The sequence below is a fragment of the Ruegeria sp. HKCCD7559 genome (assembly GCF_013110575.1).
In the GTDB taxonomy this organism is placed as follows: domain Bacteria; phylum Pseudomonadota; class Alphaproteobacteria; order Rhodobacterales; family Rhodobacteraceae; genus Ruegeria.
The window spans coordinates 25,962-47,661 of sequence record NZ_WVQU01000008.1; the positions used below are offsets into that span (position 1 = coordinate 25,962).

The following is a 21,700-nucleotide window of genomic DNA, read 5'->3' on the forward strand; positions in this document are numbered from 1 at the left end:
GCCTTGTGTCTCAACGTCTGGGCGCATTGGGCGCCAATCAACTAACTGGGGGCTCGCCATCACTCCTGCCGAGCCCCCGTGGGTGGAACTTCCACTCCTTCAAAATTCCATTCACCTTTGTGTTTACTTGGGGACAGGACGGTGAACGTAGAATATGTTGAAACATTCGAATTTCACTATGTAATTCATGTTGGTGCTTTGATCTATGTCAATCAACTCGCGGCGTCGGGTCTGCGAGTCTGAATGCAAACCAACTGTCGTTTGTCGTCGGACTTAAATGCAAAGCAAACATGTTAGGCGGTGTGAGATTTAGGGTGGAAAGCAATTCGTGATGTTCTGGAACCTGTTACCAGCCTTGGGCGGCATCGGCCTGTTCCTTGTCGGAATGCTGTTGATGACGGACGGATTGAAGGCTTTGGCAGGGGCGCGACTGCGAGATATTTTGGGCCGGTTCACGTCGACACCGTTTACCGGGGCCGTAACAGGCGCGGTCACGACAGCTGCAATCCAGTCTTCCAGTGCGACCACCGTTGCGGCCGTCGGATTTGTCGCGTCTGGTCTGCTCACGTTTCCCCAAGCGCTTGGGATCATCTTTGGGGCCAATATCGGAACGACCATGACAGGTTGGCTCGTCGCGCTCTTGGGGTTCAGGCTAGACTTGGGGCAAGTGATGTTGCCAGTTGTTTTTATTGGGGCTTTGCTGGCGCTTTCGGGAAGAAAAGCGGTTTCCGGCCTTGGGCTGGCGTTGGCCGGGTTCAGTTTGATTTTCATTGGGATCGAGCAACTCAAGTCCGGGCTTGACGCGTTTCGCGGCGTAGTTACTCCTGCCGATTTTCCGCCAGATACATTGCTAGGCAGGCTGAAGCTTGTATTGATCGGCGTCCTTATCACGATGGTGACGCAGTCTTCGAGTGCTGGTGTTGCAACGGCGTTGGCTGCGTTAAGCGCCGGTGCTGTGAACTTCCCTCAAGCGGCGGCTCTCGTCATTGGAATGGACGTGGGGACAACCGTCACCGCTGTTCTGGCCACCTTTGGCGGGGGCACGATGGCGCGCCGCACCGGTTTTGCTCATGTAATCTACAACGTGATGACAGGGGCAATGGCATTTTTCCTGCTGGGGCCGTTTACTGCGGTCTTTGTAAGCGGGACGGGGGCTGAAAACTCTCTGACTGCGCTTGTCGCGTTCCATAGTTTCTTCAACGCCATAGGCGTGGCGCTGATCCTGCCGTTCGCGAAACCCTTCGCCAGATTTGTCGAGGCGCTCGTACCCGACAGAGGGGCTGAGTTAACGAGATCTTTGGATCCTCTCGTCCTCGGGATGCCGGAAATAGCTGTGGACGCAGCAAAAGTTGCAGTCGAACACATTGTAAGGGCCGAAGTGGCGCACCTTCGGTCATGTATCGGGGCATCTCAGCCAAGCGGACCCGATTATGGACGGGACAGCATTGAGACTGCTGTATCTGAAGCGCGCTCGTACCTAGACAAGATAGAACTGCCCAGCAGGTCCGACGCAGAGATATCCAGCATCAAGGGTATGTACCATGTGCTCGATCATCTTGATCGGCTGCTTTACCGGTGTAGCCAAGATGATCGGATAGGCGAGTTGCCGAAAGATCCGCGCTTGAAACGGCTTGCTTCAGTGGCGATTGCAGCGACTGATGGCTATTTGGAAATCAACAATCCAGCGCAGTGTGAAATCACGCTGAATCGCGTTCGCCGTTTTCTGCGACGACAGAGGAAACTTCGCAGAGACTTGCTAATCTCCGACGCTGCGACTGACAGTCTGCCGGACGACGTGGTCTGGGCTCGCTTGGATGCCCTCAGATGGTTACATCGCGTGTCCTATCACCTCTGGCGAATTCGTTGGCATTTGAACGCATTGGAAGGAGTGCCGTCTAAGCGCAAGGGTGGTGAGGTCAATGACGAAGTGGCGTAGTTGGATGCCTGCCTGGATTAGATTAGGCGCGTGCTCAATCGCTATTCGACTGAAACGCCAATGTTCCCGCTGGTGCGGACAACATGAGCAAGGTCAAAGACGTTCCTTAGCTATACTGTTTAATGGGATCTTCATTTGTGGCAGCGATTTGGAGGAGAATATGCAGGTTTATCGAGGGATTTTACTGGCACTGTTAGTCACGGGGCCTGCACTAGCGCAGGAAGTCAGCGTCAGTGAGGGAAGTGATTTGTACCGGACGTATTGCTGGCAATGTCACGGCTTCGAAGCGACCGGAGACGGGCCAATGGCCGAAATGCTGGCTATTCGAACACCCGACCTTACCAAATTGGCGGGCGAAAACGACGGTGTGTTTCCGATAGTTCGCATAGCTGAACAGATTGATGGTCGTTCACAATTGCTCGCCCATGGGGGCGAAATGCCAATCTTTGGCACGGTGTTTGAGACAGACCAACAAATCGCGGTGGCTCTGCCTAATGGGCAACCTATGATGGTAGGCCTGCCGTTGGCGAATTTGCTCGCCTTTCTTGAATCGATCCAGTCTGAATAGTTACTGACCAATCTGCTCATCGGTGTCAGCCGTTCGTCTGATTGACATGAGAGTCAATGGCGGCCCCAACACCTCGAAGGCCACAGTACTGGCTAGAGTAAAGGCCATGATCGACGAGGCCCAATGTGGAAATTGCTCTCCGGCGACGAGGGCCATTCCTACCGCGACACCGGCCTGTGGTAACAAAGCTGGGCCGTACCAGCGGGTCTGACGGCTAGGCAGGCCGCCAAGTCTCGCTCCGCAATAACCCCCGACGAGGCGGGCGACGGCGCGCAAGAATAGGAAAAGAGCACCAGCCCAGCCCATCAAGCCGAAGGCTTCAATATCCAGCGTGGCGCCAGCTAGTAGGAAGAACAAAATCATGAACGGCCACTGAATGTGCTCGATCTCATGAAAAGTTCGGTCGTGATGGCGGGCAAGATTCCCAATAACTGCGCCCGCAACCATGCCTGCTACCAAGAATGAAACCTCCAGCCAAAGCGCGAGGCCCGCTGTAAGAAAGACGATACCCATTGCTTCTGCCTGCATTGGCTCTCCCGGCTTCAAGCGACCGGTGAGGTAAGCGGATGGCACGCCTAGCGCGGAACCCAACAAAATAGCCCCTCCGAAATCCCACATCGCTGTGGTCGTGATGGTGGCCCAACCGTCCGAATGACCGGCCAGAACCAATGCGACGCTGAAAACGATCAGACCCCAAGCGTCATCAATTGCGACTATGCCCTTTAATGTCTCGGTGAAGCTGTTGGACACCCCAGATTGTTTGATCACGTCTGTCATGGCGGCCGGAGCAGTAGCCGTAGAAATTGCCGCCAGCACCAACGCCAACCCGAAGGGTACGCCAATTGCGGTCAATCCAGCAGACACAATAACAAGGGTTGCAACCACGATTGAAATCGAAATCGTCAGAATGGCTCGGCCATGCCGTACCAGGTTCTCGCATGTCAAAGATCCTCCAAGAAGGAACGCGACCATCGTCAAGGCTACAATGGATATCTCGTCGAACCACATTGCAATGTCGAGTGGGATCAACCCCATTCCGGCGTTCCCGGCGATCAGACCGAGGAAAAGTAAGGTTGTAACACGAGGAAGATGCGTGGCCCGGCCAAGTTGGTCGGCCGCCAATCCGGCAAGGAAGAGGACACCAAGGGTAATCAGAAAGCCGGCAATGTGCATAGAAAACCAAGCGTTAAGTTCTTGTCTAGACTACTCTAACTCCAACACTGCCCTCTAGGAACCGATGTCGGAGAGAATGCGAGTGTCCCGTTGTAGCCTATGCCGAGGGTACTAAAAATAAGGGATATTGATCTGTATTAAGGCGAAAGCGCGCCGTAGGTGGCACAATAACTCATTCGGTAGATGAGGAGGAGTTTTCGATGTCGACAAAGAAACCCAACACAAATAACCCGACCTCACTTTTGGATGTTTTCAAGCAAATGCAGCCGCCCATGTCTGGCAATCCGGCCTTCGGTGCCCAGATCGAACAATTTTGGGACGCGCAAGAAAAATTGCTCGAAGAAACAGAGGCCTTTGCGCAGCATTGGTTCGAACGGCGTCATGAGGCGGTCCGGACGGCTCTACAAGCTGCACGCAATGTGTCTTCCGCGAACCCGTCCGATCCATCGAAAGCTCTTCAGAGCATGGCGGAATGGCAGCGCCATTCGGCTGAGCGGTTGGTTGCTGACGCGCAGGAATGGTTCGAAACCGTGTCCCGTTGTGCATCTTATGTCGCTGAAACCGAAGCTGAAGCTGTTGAGAAAACAGTTGATGATGTTGTAGCCGCTACAAAGAGCGCGGGGAAATCTTCAAAGTCTGAGCCTGTGTAGGTTTCCTGCTGCCGAGGAACCAAATTGAAGTCATCGGTGCAGTAGATAGGAGGTCAAATGTACAAGAATATCCTGATCCCGGTTGCTCTGGACCAAGAATACGACACACAAGCGTCGTTTGAGGCCGCGCGCCAATTGGCTGATGCGGACGCTGTATTTACCGTGATACACGTCCAAGAGCCAATTCCGGCTTACGTGGGGTCTCAGATTCCCAGCGAAGTACTTGCCAATACGCGGCATGAAATCCTAGAAAACCTGCATCAGACTGCTTCTGAAATTCCAGGCGCGAAGGCTCGGCTCATCTCTGGGCACGCGGGTAGGGCTATTGTCGACTTCGCAAATGAGAGCGACGCGGATTGCATCGTCTTGGCTTCGCACAAGCCTGGTTTTGAGGACATATTTTTAGGTTCCACTGCGAACAGAGTCGTGCACCACGCCAGGTGCTCGGTTCATGTAATTCGTTGATCCAAAGTTAGCGGTGTGACTTCCTTTTCGAGTGGCCCTATACTTAGTGAGCCAAATCAGATCGAGAGAATTGACAGCTGAGCCAAAGAACCCTTGGACTGTAGCTATACTTTTTGCAATTTTTGCAGCTTACCTGCGGTTTCGAATTTATTAGAACGCTGGATTACTTTATTGCGAAGAACAGTTTCTGGTTGGTCGCTGGGAGACTTTCGACACTTGGGTTGCCTCGGAGCCTCAGATTGTGCTCTTAGATGTAGTCTACTTGGCTTTTCTTCGAAGCACGGTTGTTCGATGAAGGCCAAATCCCGCTCCCGCAACCAATAATTAGCGAACAGTCGTCGAAATCAAGGCCCCCCTCATCAGCGGGTTTTGCTTTTTTGGGCATAGTGATCAAATCGCCCTGCATGTCCAGGATGCGGTTCTTGGCTCCATGGTCGTATGAAACAACAACCCGATTCAGCAGTTCGTTCAACTCAGAAGTTCGTGCAACTCATCGCTCGTTCTGCAAGTTGCTCTGATACCCAACCTTCTGCCACTTGGGCATAGAGTTTACCACCTTGTCTCAGCATGGCGGGCTGGTATCGCCATGTGGGTTTGCCAGCATTGCCGGTGGGATGTTCCCGATGGTGCTGTGCGGTCTTTCTTCGTTGTCGTATCTACGCCATTCCTCCATCTTTTCGCAAGCATCTGCCAGCGACAGGAACCAATGCGTGTTCAGGCATTCTGCCCTGAACTTTGAGTTGAACGCTTCGATGAAAGCATTGTCGGTCGGTTTGCCAGGGCGGGAGAAGTCGAGCGTAACGCCGTTGTGGTAGGCCCATAGATCCAAAAGTCCCGAGAGATGAAATCGCTGCCGTTGTCCCCCCGTATCGTCGCTGGGAATCCGATCTGCCGACACACTCGATCCAGCGTGACAACAACGTTTTCGCCCTTTTAGCTGAACCTTGGGGCAATGACGGGTGAGACGCGCGAGAACGTATCGACCACGGTCAGAATACGTAGCTTGCGGCCAGTCGCAAGCTGATCATGAACGAAGTCCCTTTCGGCAGATTGCACTTGCGCAATCGCCTATCGGGCAAGGCATGACCCACACATCATTGGGCCTCACGGCATCCGAACGATCCTCTTTCAGCTTGGCTTTCACCCGCCGTTTTGGTGATTTGTTCCGTAATTGCAGCCTCATTGCGTGGTAAATCCTGTGGACTTTCTTGATGTTGGCTGGCCAACCCTCCGGGCGCAACAGATAGTGCACACGCCTGTATCCATAGCGAACACGGGTCTCGCAGATCTCCTTGATACGCCGATTCAGGACGGCCGGATCGGTGCGCCGGGAAACATACTGGCAGGTCGATCTGTCGAACCGCAACACCTTGCAGGCGCGTTTGACAGACACTCGCCAGTCTTCCCGAACACCGTCGATAAGCTGGCGCTTCCGATCCGGCCTCAGAGCTTTCGCTTGATGACGTCCTGCAACATCTCCCGATCCAGCGTCAGTTCGGCCACGATGCGTTTCAGACGGCCGTTCTCGCCTTCAAGCTTTCGCAACCGCCGCATGTCGGATGGCAACATCCCCGCATACTTCTTCTTCCATTTGAAGTAGATTGCCGAGCTGATCCCAGCTTCTCAGCACACTTCGGCAACCGTCTTGCCTTCTTCGACCTGCGTCAAAACAAACGCCTTCTGTGCGTCCGTAAATCTCGCTGCTTTCATCGCTTCCGATCCCGCTCCAACGAGGGATTCGTCGCGGAATACTCTAATCACAAAAGGCCGGCAAATCAGGTTTCAGAGCATGAGCTCTGAGCTGTCAGTCTTTCGTGCCGACGTTTTCTTCGAACGCAACCTTGAAGGCGGCCTGTTTCTCGGGGCTGGCCTCGGTTTGATATTTCGATTTCCATTCATCCATCGTCATGCCGTAGAAAATCTCGCGGGCTTCATCCTTGCCCAGTTCGATTCCCTTTTCGTTTGCCGCTTCCTGATACCAGCGCGACAGGCAGTTGCGACAAAACCCGGCGAGGTTCATCATGTCGATGTTCTGAACGTCCGTGCGGTCTTCCATCAGGTGCTTTTGCAACCGGCGAAATGCGGCAGCCTGAAGTTCAATTTCGGTTTGCTTGTCCATGATCTGGCTCCGGATGGCGATTGAGTTGCTTCTGACCTAACAATCCAGTGGACCCGTTACAAGAAACGGACGTGCCGAAGCGCCTTTTCACATCAGTTTCAAAGCCAGCCACGGCACGATGCAGAAAACCAGCGTCAGGATTTTGTAGTTCGCAAGATACCTGAAATAGGCGCGTTTCACATCCGGGCGTTCCATCCGAAACATCCTGCCGTGAATGCCGGCAATCCAATCCTGCAAAAGCAGAACCATTAGGGTGGTAAACAGAAGCACCGCGATATTGAGCACGGCCATCCAACCAAAAAACATCGTCAAAAACTCTTGTGTCATGATGACCCCCTTTCCCCGTTGATATGGGAAATGAAGGCCGTGCTCACAACAGCGTGATGCGCGGAAAAGCATGCGCAGGACTTGCGGTCAAAGGTCGCTGGCTTCCAATGCGTCCTGCAGGATTACCGCCAACCGCTCGGCCCATTCCCTTTGCCCCGTATGGTCTGCGATCAAGTCGTTGCGCAGCTCGATCAGTGCGTTGGGGCGTCCGAACGCGGTACAGTGTTTGTCGATCGCATCCCCCGGCAGAACTCCGGTATACGGCTCGTTGACGCCAACGCACAGATCTTCCTCGGCCTGAAGCCTTTCGATCAGCGGGCCAGAGAACCGCTCGTCCGAGGTGTGCAGCACGCCAATGTGCCATGGGCGGGGCTCACGACCGCGCAGCTGGCGCGTAAAGGAATGCATCGAAACAATCACAGCATGGGGCAGGGCCGCCATTTGTGCCAGTGCCTCGTGGTAAGGGCGGTAGCACATATTCAGGCGACGCTCGCGTTCGTCATCATCTGCATGGCGATTTCCGGGGATGATTGACCCGTCATAGAGCTTCATCAACAGCGTGGGATCGTCTTCACCCCGGTTAGGGTCGATGACCAACCGCGAGAAGTTGGCGGCAATCACCGGTGCGTTCAGGATCTCGCCCAAGTGTTTAGACACCTCATACGCGCCCACATCATAGGCGATGTGGCGTTCCATATCCTCGCGCGGCAGGCCGAGGTCGCCACCATTTACGTCTGGGGGAACAGTGTTGGTTGCATGGTCGCATGTAATCAGCCAGCGAGACGGGCGATCCGCACCGTGGACGAAAAATGGAGTGTATGTCATGAGCCTGTCATCTTGTTTGCCGCAGATGTAGGGCAGTTGCTTTGGAAAGGGAATTGCGCAATAAGCATCGAAATGATGTTTGCGGTAACATTTCGCGAAATCTGATCTGCAAACTTGAGATGACGTAAGGAGGTCTATGCCAATGCGACGCCTGAGAAATGTGAAAATCGTGGCGACGCTGGGGCCAGCGTCAAATGACTATGACACAATTCGTGCCCTGCACGAGGCTGGCGCGGATGTCTTTCGTCTGAACATGAGCCATGGCAGCCATGATGAGATCCGCGAACGGCACAAGATCATTCGGCAGGTGGAAAAGGATCTGGACAGCCCGATTGCCATTCTGGCCGACCTTCAGGGGCCCAAGCTGCGCGTTGGTGTCTTTGCCAATGAAGCAGAGGAGCTGGAAGAAGGTGCGTCCTTCCGGCTCGACCTCGACCCTGCTGCGGGCGACACCAAACGTGTCTGCCTGCCGCATCCCGAGATTTTTGCGGCGCTTGAGCCGGGCGCGCGCCTGCTGGTGAATGACGGCAAGATCCGACTGATCGTTCAGGACTGTGGGCAGGATTTTGCAAATTGCACGGTCGAGGTGGGTGGCACGATCTCGAACCGCAAGGGTGTCAACGTTCCTGATGTGGTGCTGCCGCTGGCGGCTTTGTCGGCCAAGGACCGAGAGGATCTGGAGTTTGTCTGCCAACTGGGTGTGGACTGGTTGGCGCTGAGCTTCGTGCAGCGCGCCAAGGACGTTTTCGAGGCTCGCGCGCTTGCGGATGGTCGCGCAGCGATCCTGTCCAAGATTGAAAAGCCTGCGGCAGTTGAGGCGTTTGACGACATCCTTGATGCGTCGGACGGGATCATGGTGGCACGCGGCGACCTGGGTGTGGAACTGCCCGTGTCTGCCGTGCCTCCGATCCAGAAACGACTGGTCCGTAAATGCCGTGGGGCAGCCAAGCCCGTCATCGTCGCCACACAGATGCTGGAAAGCATGATCGAAAGCCCGATGCCGACCCGTGCCGAAGTGTCGGACGTTGCGACGGCGATCTACGAAGGCACTGATGCCATCATGCTCAGCGCGGAATCGGCTGCCGGTGCCTATCCGATCGAAGCGGTGCAGACGATGAACAAGGTTGCCATCGAAGTCGAAGCCGACCCGACGTATACGCAGATCATCGCAGCCTCGCGTACCGCCAAGGGAACCACCGTTGCGGACGGGATCGTCGCCGCCGCGCGTGAAATAGCCGAGAAAACCGATATCAAAGCGATCTGCTGCTTTACGCAAAGTGGCACGACAGCCGCATTGACCGCGCGCGAACGTCCCGGTGTTCCGATTATCGCGATGACGTCGCTGATGGGAACGGCGCGCAGACTCTGCCTGAGCTGGGGTTGCAACTGCGTCATGACGCCCGAGCTTGAACGGTTCAAAAGCGCGGTTGTAAACGCAGCGCGCGCCGCAAGGGCAGGGGGCTTTGCAACTGAAACTGACCAGATCGTTGTCACCGCCGGGGTGCCGTTCAACGTACCGGGAACCACCAACATTCTGCGCGTGGCACCTTGTGACGAGCGACTGATCTACAGCACGGATCCCGAATAACCAGAACGGGTATCAAAGCCCGGACACCCGTTGACCAACCGGCTCTTTCACGGCCTCCATGACCGTGAATGAGCTGGTTTGGTGAATCCCGGGCAGCTTGTTGATTTTCTCGCCCAGTATCATCCGGAAATGCGCGATATCGCGGGTGCGGACAGTCAAAAGATAATCGAACGACCCTGCCACCATCAGGCAGCTTTCGATTTCCGGCACATCGCGTACGGCCTCGTTGAATTTTTCCAGGGATTGCTCGGCCGTTGCGGTCAACGACACCTGTACGACGGTCAGAAGGGCCAGGCCCATTCTCTCTTTGTCGACGATGGCGCTATAGCCCTTGATATAGCCGTTCTTTTCCAGCCGTTTCACACGTTCGGAACAGGGCGTATTCGTAAGGTTTACGCGCGCCGCAAGCTCAACTATTGAGAGCCGGCCATTGGCCTCAAGCTCGTGCAGGATGCGTTGATCGATATTGTCCAATTCTCTACTAATCAGTAAAACTTCCTGTTATTTTAGTGCAAAACGACAATTTCCACTGAGTATAGACCAAAAAAATCCCCAATTCCTAGTGAAAATTCCTGATACTTACCAAAGGGTGGTCTTATTGAAAGTTCCAAGTTCCGGCTGCCCTGCCGGGGGCACGGGCCTCGGCCAAATGAAAAATAATGGAGGAACGACATGACAACAAAGATTGTCATAGGACTCGACGGGACAGAGACCGGTGAGCGCGTGATTGCCTTTGCCAAGGATTTGGCAAAGTTGATCGGGTCGTGTGAACTGGTGGTCGCTTATGTGATCGAATGGTCCCCTTACACCTTTCAGACACCGGAAGAAAACGCACAGCGTCACAAGCGACGGGAAGAAGAGGTTGATCTGGCGACGTCACGTATCGTGACACCTGCCGTTGAGGCCCTCAGAGAGGCTGGTTTTGAAGCGCACGGTGTCGTTCGCCACGGCGACGTGGCCGAGACCTTGAACGCCATTACAATGGAAATGGGCGGCTCGCAGATCGTTGTCGGCCGGTCTTCGGCGGACGGGATCAAGAAACGTATCTTCGGCAGCTCGACCCAGAACCTTGTGATGCATGCCGATGTTCCGGTCACGGTTGTGAACTGAAGGGAGGGACAAAATGAGAATGCTCAAACAACTCGGCGCCTCGATGGCAGCCGCCATTGTCGCCAGCCCTGCCTTTGCGCAAGATGCTCCGGGGCTTGATGAAAAAATCAATCAGACATTCGCTGATCTGACCGGTCCATTCGTCAGCTTCATCTTCGCGCCATTCCCCGGGACCAGCTTCCCATGGATCGTGATGTGGCTGGTGATCGCTGCGACGGTCTTCACGCTGTATTTTGCTTTTGTGCAGATGCGGTTTTTTGGCCACGCAATCAGTCTTGTCAAAGGTGACTATTCCGACCCCAATGATGCAGGCGAGGTCAGCCATTTTCAGGCTCTGGCCACGGCGCTGTCCGGAACAGTCGGTCTGGGGAATATCGCGGGTGTTGCCGTCGCCGTCGGCATCGGCGGACCGGGCGCAACCTTCTGGATGATCTTGGCCGGTCTTCTGGGGATGGCGTCGAAATTCACCGAATGTACGCTGGGCGTGAAATACCGCAACGAGTACGAAGATGGCACCGTTTCGGGTGGCCCGATGTACTATATGTCCAAAGGGTTCAACGAACTGGGCTTGCCGGGCGGCAAGATCCTTGCGGTTTTGTTCTCGATCTTCTGTATCCTTGGCGCGCTGGGTGGGGGCAACATGTTCCAGGCCAATCAGGCGCATCAGCAGATCGCGGGAATCGTGGGTGACTATCCGGGCTGGATTACCGGGCTGGTCTTCGCAGCGGTTGTTTTCATGGTCATCGTCGGCGGCTTGAAGTCTATCGCACGGGTGACCGAGAAGGTGGTGCCGTTCATGGGCGTTCTCTACGTTCTGACCGCTCTGGTCATCATCTTGATGAATGCGGATATGATCGGCTGGGCCTTTGGTCAGATCTTCGCCGGCGCCTTCACCGGTCTGGGTGTTGCAGGCGGCATGGTCGGGGCGTTGATCCAGGGCTTCAAACGTGCGGCGTTTTCGAACGAAGCGGGTGTTGGCTCGGCAGCGATTGCGCACTCGGCTGTTCGGACCAAGGAACCGATCACGGAAGGCTTCGTTTCCTTGCTGGAACCGTTCATCGACACAGTGGTGATCTGCACAATGACCGCTCTGGTCATCATCATCACCCAGCAATTGATCATCGATCCGGAAACCGGAAACTACATGCTGAATGAGGCCGGCACGGCGATTGCCACTGTTGACGGCAACTCGGGTGTCAGCCTGACTTCTGCCGCCTTCGGCAGCGCGTTCGGTTTCTTCCCGTATATCCTGGCGGTTGCGGTGATCCTGTTTGCCTTCTCGACCATGATCAGCTGGTCCTACTATGGCCTCAAGGCCTGGACCTACCTGTTTGGTGAGGGTCACACCAAAGAGCTGGTGTTCAAGATCATCTTCTGCATCTTCGTCGTCATCGGTGCCGCAGCCAACCTTGGCCCGGTCATCGACTTCTCGGATGCGGCGATCTTTGCGATGGCGGTGGTCAACGTCTTTGCGCTCTACTTCCTGATGAAAGTGGTGCGTCAGGAGCTGGCTTCGTATTCCGAGCGCCTGAAAACCGGTGAAATCCGGAAATTCGAACACTAAAACCCAATCACTGGGGCGGCCTTTGTCGCCCCAGTGCCCGATCAGCCGGCAAAAAGCGCAGAATCTGATCCAAACCCCCTTGCCAGTATGACCGAACTTGCGTAAACGGCGCTTCTGATCGCGTGACCGGCCGAGATGGCATGCCGAGTCGCGTCTGGAACCGAACCCGAAAAAGGAGACGGAAATGCCTAAGATGAAGACCAAGTCGAGCGCCAAAAAGCGCTTCAAGGTGACTGCGACCGGTAAGGTCCTTGCTGGCCAGGCCGGCAAACGGCACGGCATGATCAAGCGGACCAAGAAATTCATCCGCGACGCCCGTGGCAACACCACCCTGTCCGCCCCCGACGCCAAGATCGTCAAGGGCTACATGCCCTACGACCGCTAAGAGGAGATTAAGAGATGTCCCGCGTTAAAGGTGGAACCGTAACTCACGCCCGTCACAAGAAGGTCATCAAGGCCGCCAAAGGTTACTATGGCCGCCGTAAAAGCACCTTCAAGGTTGCCCGTCAGGCCGTCGACAAGGCCAACCAGTATGCAACCCGCGACCGCAAGAACCGCAAGCGCAACTTCCGCGCCCTGTGGATCCAGCGTATCAACGCTGCTGTGCGTTCGCATGACGAGGCACTGACATATTCCCGCTTCATCAACGGCCTGAACCTAGCCGGTATCGAGGTGGACCGCAAAGTTCTGGCCGACCTGGCCGTGCACGAACCGGAAGCGTTCGGCGCGATCGTCGCTAAAGCTCAGGCCGCTCTGGCTGCCTGATCCTCTTTCGAGAGACAGTGAAAGAAAGGCCGTCCCATTTGGGGCGGCTTTTTTGTTTTCCATGGATTGGACGTCGGTGTTAAGCACACTCTGGACATCGTCCGGCAGTCGTGCGCACCTTAAACTATGTCGCTGGTACAAGACTTTGAGCAAGTTTTAGAAACTGCCTTGCCACGTGATCCCAGCTTTCGGCGGATCGCACAGACGGCGATAGACAGTTGCATTAGTGATGCCCGAAGATACGCTTCAGAAGGTCTAAAAGAGGCCTTTCTGTTTTCAACAATGCGCCTACTGGCACTTCCCGACAACGGGCACACACGGCTGATTCCGAATGATGCCATCTCGGTGCTCCCGCTGAGATTCGTGAGCATCGGAACTGCCATCCAGTTAGTTGGTACGGCACCAGAAACAACTGCGCCCAGAGGAAAGCTGGTTGCAGTCAACGGTACACCGTTAAGCCAAATCGAAGCCGCCTCAGGAACATTTCTGGCAGGAACGCGCCAAAGGAAACGGGTAATCGGATCGATTATACTCGTGTGGCCCCATGCTTTGTCTCGTCTCGGTTTTTCCTCAAAAGACGAAACGACCGAGTATCGGGTGCAAGACGAGAACGGTCAGATATCCGAATTCAAAGTGGAAAACAGTCATACGGTTCCTGCATCAACGCTCTACCCGAGAAACGAGCATGGCCGGGCCGATCCGGCTTGGACACCCGAGAGACTTGTGGAGACTAAGGGCTGGCGGGGACTCGGGCTTTCGATACTGTTGCCCAGTTTTCTCGATTCAGGAGAAGGTGCGCTGCCGAAAGCCATCTCAGGTGCAGCAGAACAAGTAAGCGTTTGCTCGGAAAAAACGCTCTTGATTGATATTCGTGGAAACACCGGTGGCGACTTTCTTAAAACGATGCCCTTGATCGACGCCATCTCTGAAAACGCAAGCAGGCAGGTTGTTGTGCTTGTCGATAAATTCACGTTTTCGGCTGCGATAGTTTTTGTCGCCATCCTCAAACATCGATTGGGACCTAGGCTCAAGCTCATAGGGGAAGAAATGGGTGACGGGTTGACGTTTTTTGCCGAGGGAGGTTCGCTCGATTTGCCCACCAGCGGGGCGGTCGTTCGATACTCATCGGCTTTTCACGATTGGGAGAGCGGAACCAGCGATGAAACCACACCAGCCGAGATCGCGCGGCAACTAGTTCCGGCTGGACCACTGGATTTGGATTGGGAATTGATCAACGAACCTACCGCTGAAGATGCAAACGGCGCGTTCTATCAACGAATTCTCAGAAGTCTGAGAAATTAGACGAATGGCAGGAAAGTCCGCGTAGATGCCATGCGAGCGAAAAAACCGGCGCATTTTAGCGCCGGTTTTCATAGGTTCCGTTAAGGTAACTTATCCGAACACACGCCCCAGCGCGCCATCGACCGCGTCGGTGATCTGGTCGATGTCATCCGCCGTGGCGATCAGGGCGGGCGAGAAGCACAGCGTGTTGTTGCGGCTTGGGATCGAGCGGTTGGTGACGCCGATGATCACGCCCTGGTTCATACAGTCGGCCACAACCGCCTGCGCCAGTTTCTCGTCCACCGGCTCTTTAGAACCACGGTCTGCGACCAGCTCGGCACCCAGGAACAGGCCCTTGCCGCGCACGTCGCCAATAACCTTGTGCTTTTCCATCAGCGCCTGAAGGTTGCCCATCATGCGGTCACCCATGGCCGCGCAATTGCCCAGCAGGTTTTCATCCTCGATGATGCGCATGTTTTCGATCGCAGCCGCCGGACCGGCAGTGCAGCCACCAAAGGTCGAGATGTCGCGGAAATAGCTCATCGGGTCCGAAGCATCATCCTTGAACATGTCAAAGACTTCCTCGGTGGTGACCATGCAGGCAATCGCGGCATAGCCCGAGGCGACGCCTTTGGCCATGGTCACGAAATCCGGCTTGATGCCGTATTGCTGATAACCGAACCATGTGCCGGTGCGGCCCACGCCGCAGACAACCTCGTCGATATGCAGCAGCACGTCGTATTTCTTGCAGATCTCCTGCACGCGCTGCCAGTATCCTTCGGGCGCTTCGATCACGCCGCCACCTGCGGTCACTGGCTCAAGGCACAGCGCGCCAACGGTGTCGGGGCCTTCGCGCAGGATGACCTGTTCGATCTGATCTGCGGCCCATTCGCCGAAGTTCTCTTCCGGTGCACCATCCAGCTCGTGCTTGCGGTATTCCATGCAGTGCGGCACGCGGACGAAATCAGGTGCAAAAGGTCCGTATTGTGCGGTGCGCTCGTCCTGACCGCCTGCCGACATGGTTGCCAGAGTCGAACCGTGATAGTCGCGGTCGCGATACAGAATCTTGGTCTTCTTGCCGCCGTACTTCTTGTGCGCGATCTGGCGCACCATCTTGAACGCCTTCTCGTTCGCTTCAGAGCCCGAATTGGTGTAATACACGCGGCTCATGCCGGGCATCTTGTCGATCAGTTGCTCGGCAAAGATCGCGCCGGGGATCGAACCGGCCGAATTGGCGAAATAGCACAGTTTCATCAGCTGGTCGTAAACGGCCTTGCAAATCGATTCGCGGCCATAGCCGACGTTCACAGTCCAGACGCCGCCGGAAACCGCATCCAGATGCTCTTTGCCTTTCTGGTCCCAGACGCGCATGCCTTTGCCTTCGACAATGATGCGGGGATCGTTGGTTTCAAAGGGTTTATGCTGAATCAGATGGTGCCAGATATGGGCGCGGTCGGCTTCGACCACGCGGGAAAGATCGTTTTCGTTGAACGTGCCGTCCATGACAAGTCCTTTCAGTGAGGTGCGGTGCACGGGGTGCAGAGATGGCGTGCCCCGGCATATGTTTAAGATACTTCAGATCACCGCGAATGGCCGGATCTAAGTAGGGCCAGATCGCACCATCCCGTATTGCCAGTCAATAAGGGGACCGTAATACTACGGATTTGTCAGAGCACCAAGTTTATGCTCAAGTCGCGCAAACCGAGTGCAGGGAGGATCAGCAGTTGGCAGCGACCAATATCTATGAGCGTCATTTGGACAAATGCCGGGCGAATTACACACCCTTGTCGCCCCTCTCCTTCATTGAGCGCACGGCGCAGGTTTATCCCGATTACCCGTCGGTCGTTTATGGTGAGCGGCGGTATACCTGGGCTGAAACCTATGCCCGGTGCCGCCGGCTGGCGGGGGCCCTGAATGCGCGGGGTATCGGAAAGGGAGATACCGTATCAATTATCGCCGCAAACATCCCCGAGATGTACGAAACGCATTTTGGTGTGCCCATGGCGGGCGCCGTTTTGAATGCCATCAACACGCGTCTGGATGCTCCGATAGTCGCTTTCATCCTGAACCACGCCGAAACCAAGGCGTTGTTGGTTGACCCCGAGTTTTCCGGCGTCGTGAAGGAGGCGCTGGAGCAGGTTGATCATGACATTCTGGTAATCGACATCGAGGATCCCAGCTTTGAAGGCGGTGAAAGGCTGGGCAGCCTGACCTATGACGCCCTGATTTCAGAGGGAGACCCGGAATTTGACTGGTCACTGCCCGAGGATGAATGGGACGCGATCACACTGAACTATACGTCCGGCACAACGGGCAATCCCAAGGGCGTGGTCTATCATCACCGCGGCGCCACCCTGAATGCACAATCGGATTTGCTGGACTGGGATATGCCCAAGCATTCGATCTATCTGTGGACCTTGCCGATGTTTCACTGCAACGGCTGGTGCTTCCCCTGGGCCATGGCCGCCAATGCGGGCGTGTCCGTCTGTCTGCGCGCCGTGCGCGCCGAGCCGATCTATGCGGCATTCCGGGATGAGAAAGTCACCCATTTCTGTGGCGCTCCCATCGTTTTGAACATGTTGGCCCACGCGCCGGATGAACTGAAGGACTTTGACCATCAGATCAAGGTGATGACCGCGGGCGCTCCGCCGCCGGCCGCCGTGATCGAAGCGATGGAGGCGATGGGGGTCGAAGTCACGCACGTTTATGGCCTGACCGAGACCTATGGGCCTTCGGTCGTTTGTGCCTGGAAGGATGAATGGAACGACAAGGGACCCGAAGACCGTGCTGCCCTGAAAGTACGGCAGGGCGTGCGGTATACGGCACTGTCTGGCCTGATGGTGGCCGATCCCGAAACGATGGAGCCCGTGCCCGCGGATGGCGAAACCATGGGCGAGATCTTTATGCAGGGCAACGTGGTGATGAAAGGGTATCTCAAGAACCCTAATGCCACCGATGGGGCCTTCAAGGGCGGCTGGTTTGCATCCGGCGATTTGGGCGTCATGCATCCGGATGGCTATATCGCGCTCAAAGATCGGTCCAAGGACATTATCATTTCAGGCGGCGAGAACATCTCCTCCGTCGAGGTCGAGGGCATTCTCTACAAACACCCGGCAGTAATGGAAGCGGCGGTTGTGGCCCGGCCAGACGAGAAATGGGGCGAAACCCCCTGTGCCTTTGTCGAGCTGAAGCCTGGTACAACCGCGACCGAGGCAGAGCTGATTGCCTTTTGCCGGGACAACATGGCCCATTTCAAAGCGCCCAAGACCGTGGTGTTTGGCACCCTGCCGAAGACTTCAACCGGCAAGGTGCAGAAATTCGTTCTGCGGGATCAGGCGCGGGCGCTGGGCTGAAGCGTGTCAAAGATCGACAGGTCCAGATCCAGCATTTCACCCATCCAAATCGCGCGATCGCGGTGATCGGCCAGATGGTCGCCGGTTTCCGGGTGGGTGAAAACGGTAAGACCTCGCCGGTTCAGCATCAACCACGGAGTGACCTGATCGAAGGCATCAGCGGCAAAGCTCAACTGGCAGCTCCAGCGCGGGTGGGGGCCAACATTGCGGCTATGCATGCGCCCCATCCGGACGGGGAACAGACGGGCGGCCTCTTCGCAGACCTGTTGCGCCGTGTGCTGCGTATCGGCGTCGAAATAGACATGGGCGTGGTATCCGGTGATCTCGGGCATCAGAACCTCTTTTGCTTTGATGAAACAAAGCTAAGTCCGATTGCGACGAACGCCTAGGCACACCGGCACACAGGACCTGTGCAAGCTTATTGGGGTGCGTGCCTGTCAGGATGCGCCGCGACAAATGCGGGGTGATCGGCACAGGCCTTTTCGACACCCAGCAGACGCGGCATGTCCGACAAGTCGACCTTCCACCGGCGTGCATTGTAGATCTGCGGGATCAGGCAGATGTCGGCGAGGCCGGGCTGTGAACCAACGCAATAGGGGGTTTGTTCAAACTCACCCAACATGGTCTCGAAGGCCTGCAACCCCGGCCGGATGAAGTGCCGCATCCACTCTCCGGGCATGTCGGTCGGATCTTTGCTGAGGGTGGTCGCATGGCGAGCAACTGAAAGGTTGCAAACAGGGTGAATGTCCACCGCAATCGCATAGGCCAGCGCCTGCACGCGCGCGCGCCCTGCTGCATCGTCGGGCAGAAGGTTCAATTCACGTGTCTTGTCCAGATAGTCGAGAATGGCCAGAGACTGAGTCAGCCGCTGCCCGTCAATATCCAGCACCGGAACCAACCCTTGTGGATTTCGCGCAATATGTGCATCGCTTTTGTGTTCGCCGCCCACCAGGTCGACGACAACCGCGCGATAGTCGATCCCGGCCAGATTCAGGGCGATCCGCACCCGATAGCTGGCCGAGGACCGCCAATAGTCATAAAGGACGGTTTTGCTCACATTCGAATCCGTCACGTGTCGGCCAGGGTGGCGGCGCGAATAGCGTCAGACAACACCGCCTTGTCGCCGATGTGATTGGCCAGCACCAGAACCAGTCGGGCGTTCAGCGCGTCACTGTCGGCTTTTTCAAGCCCTTCATGCGCGGCCAGCAGCTCGGCATAGAAGTCGTCAGCATCGTCGATATTCGGGGAAAGGATCAGGTCAGACATCTCGCTCACTCCTTACCACAGGCTCTGCGGATTGCATGGCGGAAACTGTTTTCTTCATAACTGTCCCGGCGCGCCGCCACGTGCTGATCAGGACGGATCAGATAAACCGCGCTGGTTGCGTCGCCCAGATAGCGACGTTTCAGCGCCAGGGTCTGGTCATCCTTGACCGACAGCGCCAACCGCGTGACCTCGACCCCGTCTTCTTCCAGCACCTCCGGGGCATCCGCGTCAATCGTCAAAAGGGTGAATTTGCCTGCCAGTTTGGGCAACAGGAACGCATCACCCAGCGGCGCGTCCGGGCAGGCCGAGCCGGGGCGCGTTTCGGCTGGGCCATCCAGCGCGTCGGCAGAATTCAGGGTCGAGCCGTCATAGGTGCAAGGTTGACTCAGGCGTCCCGAATTCACCAACGGACGCGCAAATTCGTACTTCTCGCTGAGGTCCAGAACCGCATCCCGCAGAACCCGCGACATTTCGGATTTCGGCGTGATGAAATCGGTGGAGCGGCTGGATTTCTGGATGTTCTCATCAGCCCCGTGCACGCGTTCCGCGTTGTAGCTGTCCAGCAGGCTTTCGGGGGCTTTCCCATCCAGCACCAGTTTCAGTTTCCAGCACAGGTTGTCAGTGTCTTGCAGGCCGGAATTGGCACCGCGCGCGCCAAAGGGGCTGACCTGGTGCGCGCTGTCGCCTGCGAATAGGACACGCCCTTTGCGGAAGCTCTCCATGCGGCGACACTGGAACGTATAGATCGAGACCCACTCCAGCTGAAACTCGACGTCATCGCCCAGCATCGCCTTGAGGCGCGGGATCACATTCTCGGGGCGCTTTTCGCGTTCCTTGTCGATGTCCCAACCCAGTTGCAGGTCAATACGCCAGACATTGTCGGGTTGTTTGTGCAAAAGCGCGGATTGCCCGCGATTGAACGGCGGGTCAAACCAGAACCAGCGTTCCGAGGGGAAATCGGCATCCATGATCACGTCCGCGATCAGGAAATTGTCTTCGAAAACACGCCCTTCGAAATCGATGCCCAGCATGCGCCGGGTGGGCGACGCGGCACCATCGCAGGCGATCAGCCATTCGGCCTCGAGTGTATAAGGGCCTTCGGGGGTTTCGACCTCCAGCCGAACGTGATCTTCGTGCGTACCGATTGCGTCAACCTTGTTGCGCCCGCGAATTTCAATCGGTGCGCCTTCTGTCTGCAACTCGCGCACGCGTTCCACAAAGAAGTTCTCAAAATGGTATTGCTGCAAGTTTATGAAGGCCGGGTTGGCATAACCTTCGTCCGGCTGAAGGTTGAAATCATAGACCTGACGGTCGTCGAAAAAGACCTTGCCCCGGTCCCACAGCACACCTTTGTCGACCAATTGCTGGCCGCAACCCAGCCGGTCTGCGATTTCCAGCGTGCGCTGAGAAAAACAGATGGCGCGGCTGCCGAAGCTGACTTTGTCATTCTCGTCCAGAACCACAACTTCGACCCCTTGCTGGGCCAGATCGATGGCGGCGGCCAGACCAACCGGCCCCGCACCGATAACGATCACCTTGCGCCTGACGGGCGTCGGGCTGTCCTGATCCGGGCTGCGTTCATATCCGTAAAGCGGCGTTTCAAAGATCTTGTTCATGGGCTCCCCCGAAACAGATGCACCGATGTGCTGCATGTCCTGTCCCCCGGCGACGGGCGCCGGAGGTCTTAGATTATGGTTTCATCGAATCCCGCCGCAAAAAACGATCTGGATCAAACTCGACCGTTTTTCGTCAGCCTTGCAGGGCTTCCCACATCTCGAGGTCGCGCTGGGCGGTCCAGATGCGGGGCGTGTCAATGCCGCGCGCCTCGTCATAGGCGCGGGCCACGTTGAACGGCAGGCAGTGCTCGTAGATTGCGTAGTCGGCGAACTTCGGATCGCATTCAGCGCGGACTGCGTCCCAGGCCTCTTTCAGGGACCCGCCGCGCGCGGCAACCTTCGCCGCCGGCCGGTATGTGCTTTCGACAAAATCGCGGGTGTTCTCGATGGCCGCATTCACCATGTCCTTGCCAACCAGCGCGTCACCGCGCCCCGGTGCGATGGCGTCGACGTCGAACCACTTGATCTCGTCCAGCGTGTCGCCCCAATCGCTGAAATGACCGTCGCCGCAATAGCAGGCCGAGTGATATTCGACGATATCGCCGGTGAACATCACGTTCTGATCCGGCACATGGATGACGATATCGCCAGCTGTATGCGCGCGGCCCAGATGCATCAGGTCGATCCGGCGGTTTCCCAGATACACCGTCATCGTATCGCTGAAGGTGGTGGTGGGCCATGTCAGGCCAGGGATGCTTTCATGCCCTTCAAAGAGGCGCGGGAAGCGCTGGAATTCGCTGTCCCAGTCTTCTTGACCCCGCTCGACGACCATGGCGCGGGCCATGTCCGACATCAGGATCTGCTGCGCGCCGAATGCGCTTGCGCCCAGAACACGCACTGCGTGGTAGTGGGTCAGGGCCACATGCGTGATCGGTTTGTCGGTGACGGAACGCACGCATTCGATTACCTTATTTGCCAGACGCGGAGTCGCCTGCGCCTCGACAATCATCACGCTGTCGTCGCCGATGATTACACCCGAATTCGGGTCGCCTTCGGCGGTAAAGGCATAAAGCCCTTCTCCGACTTCAGTAAAGCTGATCTTTTTTTCCGACATGTCCCCCTGGGACGCGAATGCCTTGGCCATGGTGGGTTCC

22 protein-coding genes and 1 pseudogene are annotated in these 21,700 nt (G+C 56.4%); 11 read left to right on the forward strand and 12 right to left on the reverse strand.

The window, feature by feature from the left end; all coding sequences use genetic code 11:
- Nucleotides 1–331 precede the first annotated feature (331 nt).
- Both GS605_RS17390 and GS605_RS17395 read left to right on the forward strand, forming a co-directional pair.
- Nucleotides 332–1,936, forward strand: a complete 1,605-nt coding sequence (locus GS605_RS17390; protein ID WP_171724806.1) for a Na/Pi cotransporter family protein — start codon at nucleotides 332–334, stop codon at nucleotides 1,934–1,936.
- 160 nt (nucleotides 1,937–2,096) lie between these two features.
- Nucleotides 2,097–2,504 carry a c-type cytochrome gene (locus GS605_RS17395; RefSeq protein WP_171724807.1) on the forward strand — a complete coding sequence of 136 codons (408 nt, stop codon included), beginning with the start codon at nucleotides 2,097–2,099 and terminating at the stop codon, nucleotides 2,502–2,504.
- Here the strand turns inward: GS605_RS17395 and GS605_RS17400 are convergent, their stop codons facing one another.
- Nucleotides 2,505–3,677 carry a cation:proton antiporter gene (locus GS605_RS17400; RefSeq protein WP_171724808.1) on the reverse strand — a complete coding sequence of 391 codons (1,173 nt, stop codon included), beginning with the start codon at nucleotides 3,675–3,677 and terminating at the stop codon, nucleotides 2,505–2,507.
- Between the two features lie 200 nt (nucleotides 3,678–3,877).
- On the opposite strand from GS605_RS17400, the gene GS605_RS17405 reads away from it, so the two are divergent.
- Nucleotides 3,878–4,327 carry a phasin family protein gene (locus GS605_RS17405; protein WP_171724809.1) on the forward strand — a complete coding sequence of 150 codons (450 nt, stop codon included), beginning with the start codon at nucleotides 3,878–3,880 and terminating at the stop codon, nucleotides 4,325–4,327.
- 57 nt (nucleotides 4,328–4,384) lie between these two features.
- Nucleotides 4,385–4,792: a universal stress protein gene (locus GS605_RS17410; protein WP_171724810.1), complete on the forward strand. Its 408-nt coding sequence runs from the start codon at nucleotides 4,385–4,387 to the stop codon at nucleotides 4,790–4,792.
- A gap of 562 nt (nucleotides 4,793–5,354) precedes the next feature.
- Here the strand turns inward: GS605_RS17410 and GS605_RS17415 are convergent.
- From GS605_RS17415 to GS605_RS17430, 4 genes and pseudogenes are all read right to left on the reverse strand, one after another.
- A pseudogene (locus GS605_RS17415) lies at nucleotides 5,355–6,502 on the reverse strand (IS3 family transposase).
- A 94-nt stretch (nucleotides 6,503–6,596) separates the two neighbouring features.
- On the reverse strand, nucleotides 6,597–6,911 hold the full coding sequence (locus GS605_RS17420; RefSeq protein ID WP_152456994.1) for a DUF1244 domain-containing protein: 315 nt from the start codon (nucleotides 6,909–6,911) through the stop codon (nucleotides 6,597–6,599).
- 87 nt (nucleotides 6,912–6,998) lie between these two features.
- A complete protein-coding gene (locus GS605_RS17425) occupies nucleotides 6,999–7,238 on the reverse strand; it encodes a DUF6868 family protein (RefSeq protein WP_171637671.1) in 240 nt (79 codons plus the stop codon).
- A gap of 87 nt (nucleotides 7,239–7,325) precedes the next feature.
- Nucleotides 7,326–8,063: an N-formylglutamate amidohydrolase gene (locus GS605_RS17430; RefSeq protein ID WP_171724811.1), complete on the reverse strand. Its 738-nt coding sequence runs from the start codon at nucleotides 8,061–8,063 to the stop codon at nucleotides 7,326–7,328.
- Nucleotides 8,064–8,205: 142 nt separating this feature from the next.
- Here GS605_RS17430 and pyk point away from each other — a divergent pair, with 142 nt between their 5' ends.
- Nucleotides 8,206–9,651: a pyruvate kinase gene (gene pyk, locus GS605_RS17435; RefSeq protein WP_171637669.1), complete on the forward strand. Its 1,446-nt coding sequence runs from the start codon at nucleotides 8,206–8,208 to the stop codon at nucleotides 9,649–9,651.
- A gap of 12 nt (nucleotides 9,652–9,663) precedes the next feature.
- Here the strand turns inward: pyk and GS605_RS17440 are convergent, their stop codons facing one another.
- Nucleotides 9,664–10,125, reverse strand: coding sequence for an Lrp/AsnC family transcriptional regulator (locus tag GS605_RS17440; RefSeq protein WP_245218193.1), 462 nt, complete (start codon nucleotides 10,123–10,125; stop codon nucleotides 9,664–9,666).
- A 198-nt stretch (nucleotides 10,126–10,323) separates the two neighbouring features.
- Here GS605_RS17440 and GS605_RS17445 point away from each other — a divergent pair, with 198 nt between their 5' ends.
- The 5 genes from GS605_RS17445 (at nucleotide 10,324) to GS605_RS17465 (ending at nucleotide 14,392) form a co-directional block, all read left to right on the forward strand.
- A complete protein-coding gene (locus tag GS605_RS17445) occupies nucleotides 10,324–10,761 on the forward strand; it encodes a universal stress protein (protein ID WP_171724812.1) in 438 nt (145 codons plus the stop codon).
- 13 nt (nucleotides 10,762–10,774) lie between these two features.
- Nucleotides 10,775–12,325: a sodium:alanine symporter family protein gene (locus GS605_RS17450; RefSeq protein ID WP_171724813.1), complete on the forward strand. Its 1,551-nt coding sequence runs from the start codon at nucleotides 10,775–10,777 to the stop codon at nucleotides 12,323–12,325.
- A 184-nt stretch (nucleotides 12,326–12,509) separates the two neighbouring features.
- Nucleotides 12,510–12,710 carry a 50S ribosomal protein L35 gene (gene rpmI / locus GS605_RS17455; protein ID WP_010443552.1) on the forward strand — a complete coding sequence of 67 codons (201 nt, stop codon included), beginning with the start codon at nucleotides 12,510–12,512 and terminating at the stop codon, nucleotides 12,708–12,710.
- Nucleotides 12,711–12,724: 14 nt separating this feature from the next.
- On the forward strand, nucleotides 12,725–13,090 hold the full coding sequence (gene rplT / locus GS605_RS17460) for a 50S ribosomal protein L20 (protein WP_008756009.1): 366 nt from the start codon (nucleotides 12,725–12,727) through the stop codon (nucleotides 13,088–13,090).
- Between the two features lie 126 nt (nucleotides 13,091–13,216).
- On the forward strand, nucleotides 13,217–14,392 hold the full coding sequence (locus GS605_RS17465; protein WP_171724814.1) for a peptidase S41: 1,176 nt from the start codon (nucleotides 13,217–13,219) through the stop codon (nucleotides 14,390–14,392).
- 90 nt (nucleotides 14,393–14,482) lie between these two features.
- On the opposite strand, the gene GS605_RS17470 is transcribed toward GS605_RS17465, so the two are convergent.
- Nucleotides 14,483–15,874 carry an aspartate aminotransferase family protein gene (locus GS605_RS17470; protein ID WP_171229222.1) on the reverse strand — a complete coding sequence of 464 codons (1,392 nt, stop codon included), beginning with the start codon at nucleotides 15,872–15,874 and terminating at the stop codon, nucleotides 14,483–14,485.
- A 221-nt stretch (nucleotides 15,875–16,095) separates the two neighbouring features.
- On the opposite strand from GS605_RS17470, the gene GS605_RS17475 reads away from it, so the two are divergent.
- Nucleotides 16,096–17,724, forward strand: coding sequence for an acyl-CoA synthetase (locus tag GS605_RS17475; RefSeq protein ID WP_171724815.1), 1,629 nt, complete (start codon nucleotides 16,096–16,098; stop codon nucleotides 17,722–17,724).
- Here the strand turns inward: GS605_RS17475 and GS605_RS17480 are convergent.
- From GS605_RS17480 to GS605_RS17500, 5 genes are all read right to left on the reverse strand, one after another.
- A complete protein-coding gene (locus tag GS605_RS17480; protein WP_152457005.1) occupies nucleotides 17,703–18,056 on the reverse strand; it encodes a DOPA 4,5-dioxygenase family protein in 354 nt (117 codons plus the stop codon). The genes GS605_RS17475 and GS605_RS17480 overlap by 22 nt on opposite strands.
- Nucleotides 18,057–18,142: 86 nt before the next feature.
- Nucleotides 18,143–18,781 (reverse strand): maleylacetoacetate isomerase, encoded by a 639-nt coding sequence (gene maiA / locus GS605_RS17485; RefSeq protein WP_171724816.1) that lies wholly within the window; start codon nucleotides 18,779–18,781, stop codon nucleotides 18,143–18,145.
- An 11-nt stretch (nucleotides 18,782–18,792) separates the two neighbouring features.
- The gene (locus tag GS605_RS17490) at nucleotides 18,793–18,990 is read right to left on the reverse strand and encodes a DUF2783 domain-containing protein (RefSeq protein ID WP_171637661.1); all 198 of its coding nucleotides are present in this window, start codon (nucleotides 18,988–18,990) and stop codon (nucleotides 18,793–18,795) included.
- 5 nt (nucleotides 18,991–18,995) lie between these two features.
- Nucleotides 18,996–20,606: an FAD-dependent oxidoreductase gene (locus tag GS605_RS17495; protein ID WP_171637659.1), complete on the reverse strand. Its 1,611-nt coding sequence runs from the start codon at nucleotides 20,604–20,606 to the stop codon at nucleotides 18,996–18,998.
- Nucleotides 20,607–20,739: 133 nt separating this feature from the next.
- Entirely contained in the window at nucleotides 20,740–21,690 is a 951-nt protein-coding gene (locus tag GS605_RS17500) for an MBL fold metallo-hydrolase (RefSeq protein ID WP_039541551.1), read from the reverse strand.
- Between the last annotated feature and the right edge of the window lie 10 nt (nucleotides 21,691–21,700).

Excerpts from the sequence above, each read along its gene's own strand:
- GS605_RS17425 (WP_171637671.1), bottom strand. The coding sequence starts at position 7,238 with ATGACACAAGAGTTTTTGACGATGTTTTTTGGTTGGATGGCCGTGCTC.
- GS605_RS17450 (WP_171724813.1), top strand. The coding sequence starts at position 10,775 with ATGAGAATGCTCAAACAACTCGGCGCCTCGATGGCAGCCGCCATTGTC.
- GS605_RS17500 (WP_039541551.1), bottom strand. The coding sequence starts at position 21,690 with ATGGCCAAGGCATTCGCGTCCCAGGGGGACATGTCGGAAAAAAAGATC.
- GS605_RS17480 (WP_152457005.1), bottom strand. The coding sequence starts at position 18,056 with ATGCCCGAGATCACCGGATACCACGCCCATGTCTATTTCGACGCCGAT.
- rpmI (WP_010443552.1), top strand. The coding sequence starts at position 12,510 with ATGCCTAAGATGAAGACCAAGTCGAGCGCCAAAAAGCGCTTCAAGGTG.
- GS605_RS17490 (WP_171637661.1), bottom strand. The coding sequence starts at position 18,990 with ATGTCTGACCTGATCCTTTCCCCGAATATCGACGATGCTGACGACTTC.
- GS605_RS17430 (WP_171724811.1), bottom strand. The coding sequence starts at position 8,063 with ATGACATACACTCCATTTTTCGTCCACGGTGCGGATCGCCCGTCTCGC.
- GS605_RS17400 (WP_171724808.1), bottom strand. The coding sequence starts at position 3,677 with ATGCACATTGCCGGCTTTCTGATTACCCTTGGTGTCCTCTTCCTTGCC.
- rplT (WP_008756009.1), top strand. The coding sequence starts at position 12,725 with ATGTCCCGCGTTAAAGGTGGAACCGTAACTCACGCCCGTCACAAGAAG.
- GS605_RS17420 (WP_152456994.1), bottom strand. The coding sequence starts at position 6,911 with ATGGACAAGCAAACCGAAATTGAACTTCAGGCTGCCGCATTTCGCCGG.
- GS605_RS17470 (WP_171229222.1), bottom strand. The coding sequence starts at position 15,874 with ATGGACGGCACGTTCAACGAAAACGATCTTTCCCGCGTGGTCGAAGCC.
- GS605_RS17465 (WP_171724814.1), top strand. The coding sequence starts at position 13,217 with ATGTCGCTGGTACAAGACTTTGAGCAAGTTTTAGAAACTGCCTTGCCA.
- GS605_RS17410 (WP_171724810.1), top strand. The coding sequence starts at position 4,385 with ATGTACAAGAATATCCTGATCCCGGTTGCTCTGGACCAAGAATACGAC.
- GS605_RS17395 (WP_171724807.1), top strand. The coding sequence starts at position 2,097 with ATGCAGGTTTATCGAGGGATTTTACTGGCACTGTTAGTCACGGGGCCT.
- GS605_RS17445 (WP_171724812.1), top strand. The coding sequence starts at position 10,324 with ATGACAACAAAGATTGTCATAGGACTCGACGGGACAGAGACCGGTGAG.
- GS605_RS17495 (WP_171637659.1), bottom strand. The coding sequence starts at position 20,606 with ATGAACAAGATCTTTGAAACGCCGCTTTACGGATATGAACGCAGCCCG.
- pyk (WP_171637669.1), top strand. The coding sequence starts at position 8,206 with ATGCGACGCCTGAGAAATGTGAAAATCGTGGCGACGCTGGGGCCAGCG.
- GS605_RS17405 (WP_171724809.1), top strand. The coding sequence starts at position 3,878 with ATGTCGACAAAGAAACCCAACACAAATAACCCGACCTCACTTTTGGAT.
- GS605_RS17390 (WP_171724806.1), top strand. The coding sequence starts at position 332 with ATGTTCTGGAACCTGTTACCAGCCTTGGGCGGCATCGGCCTGTTCCTT.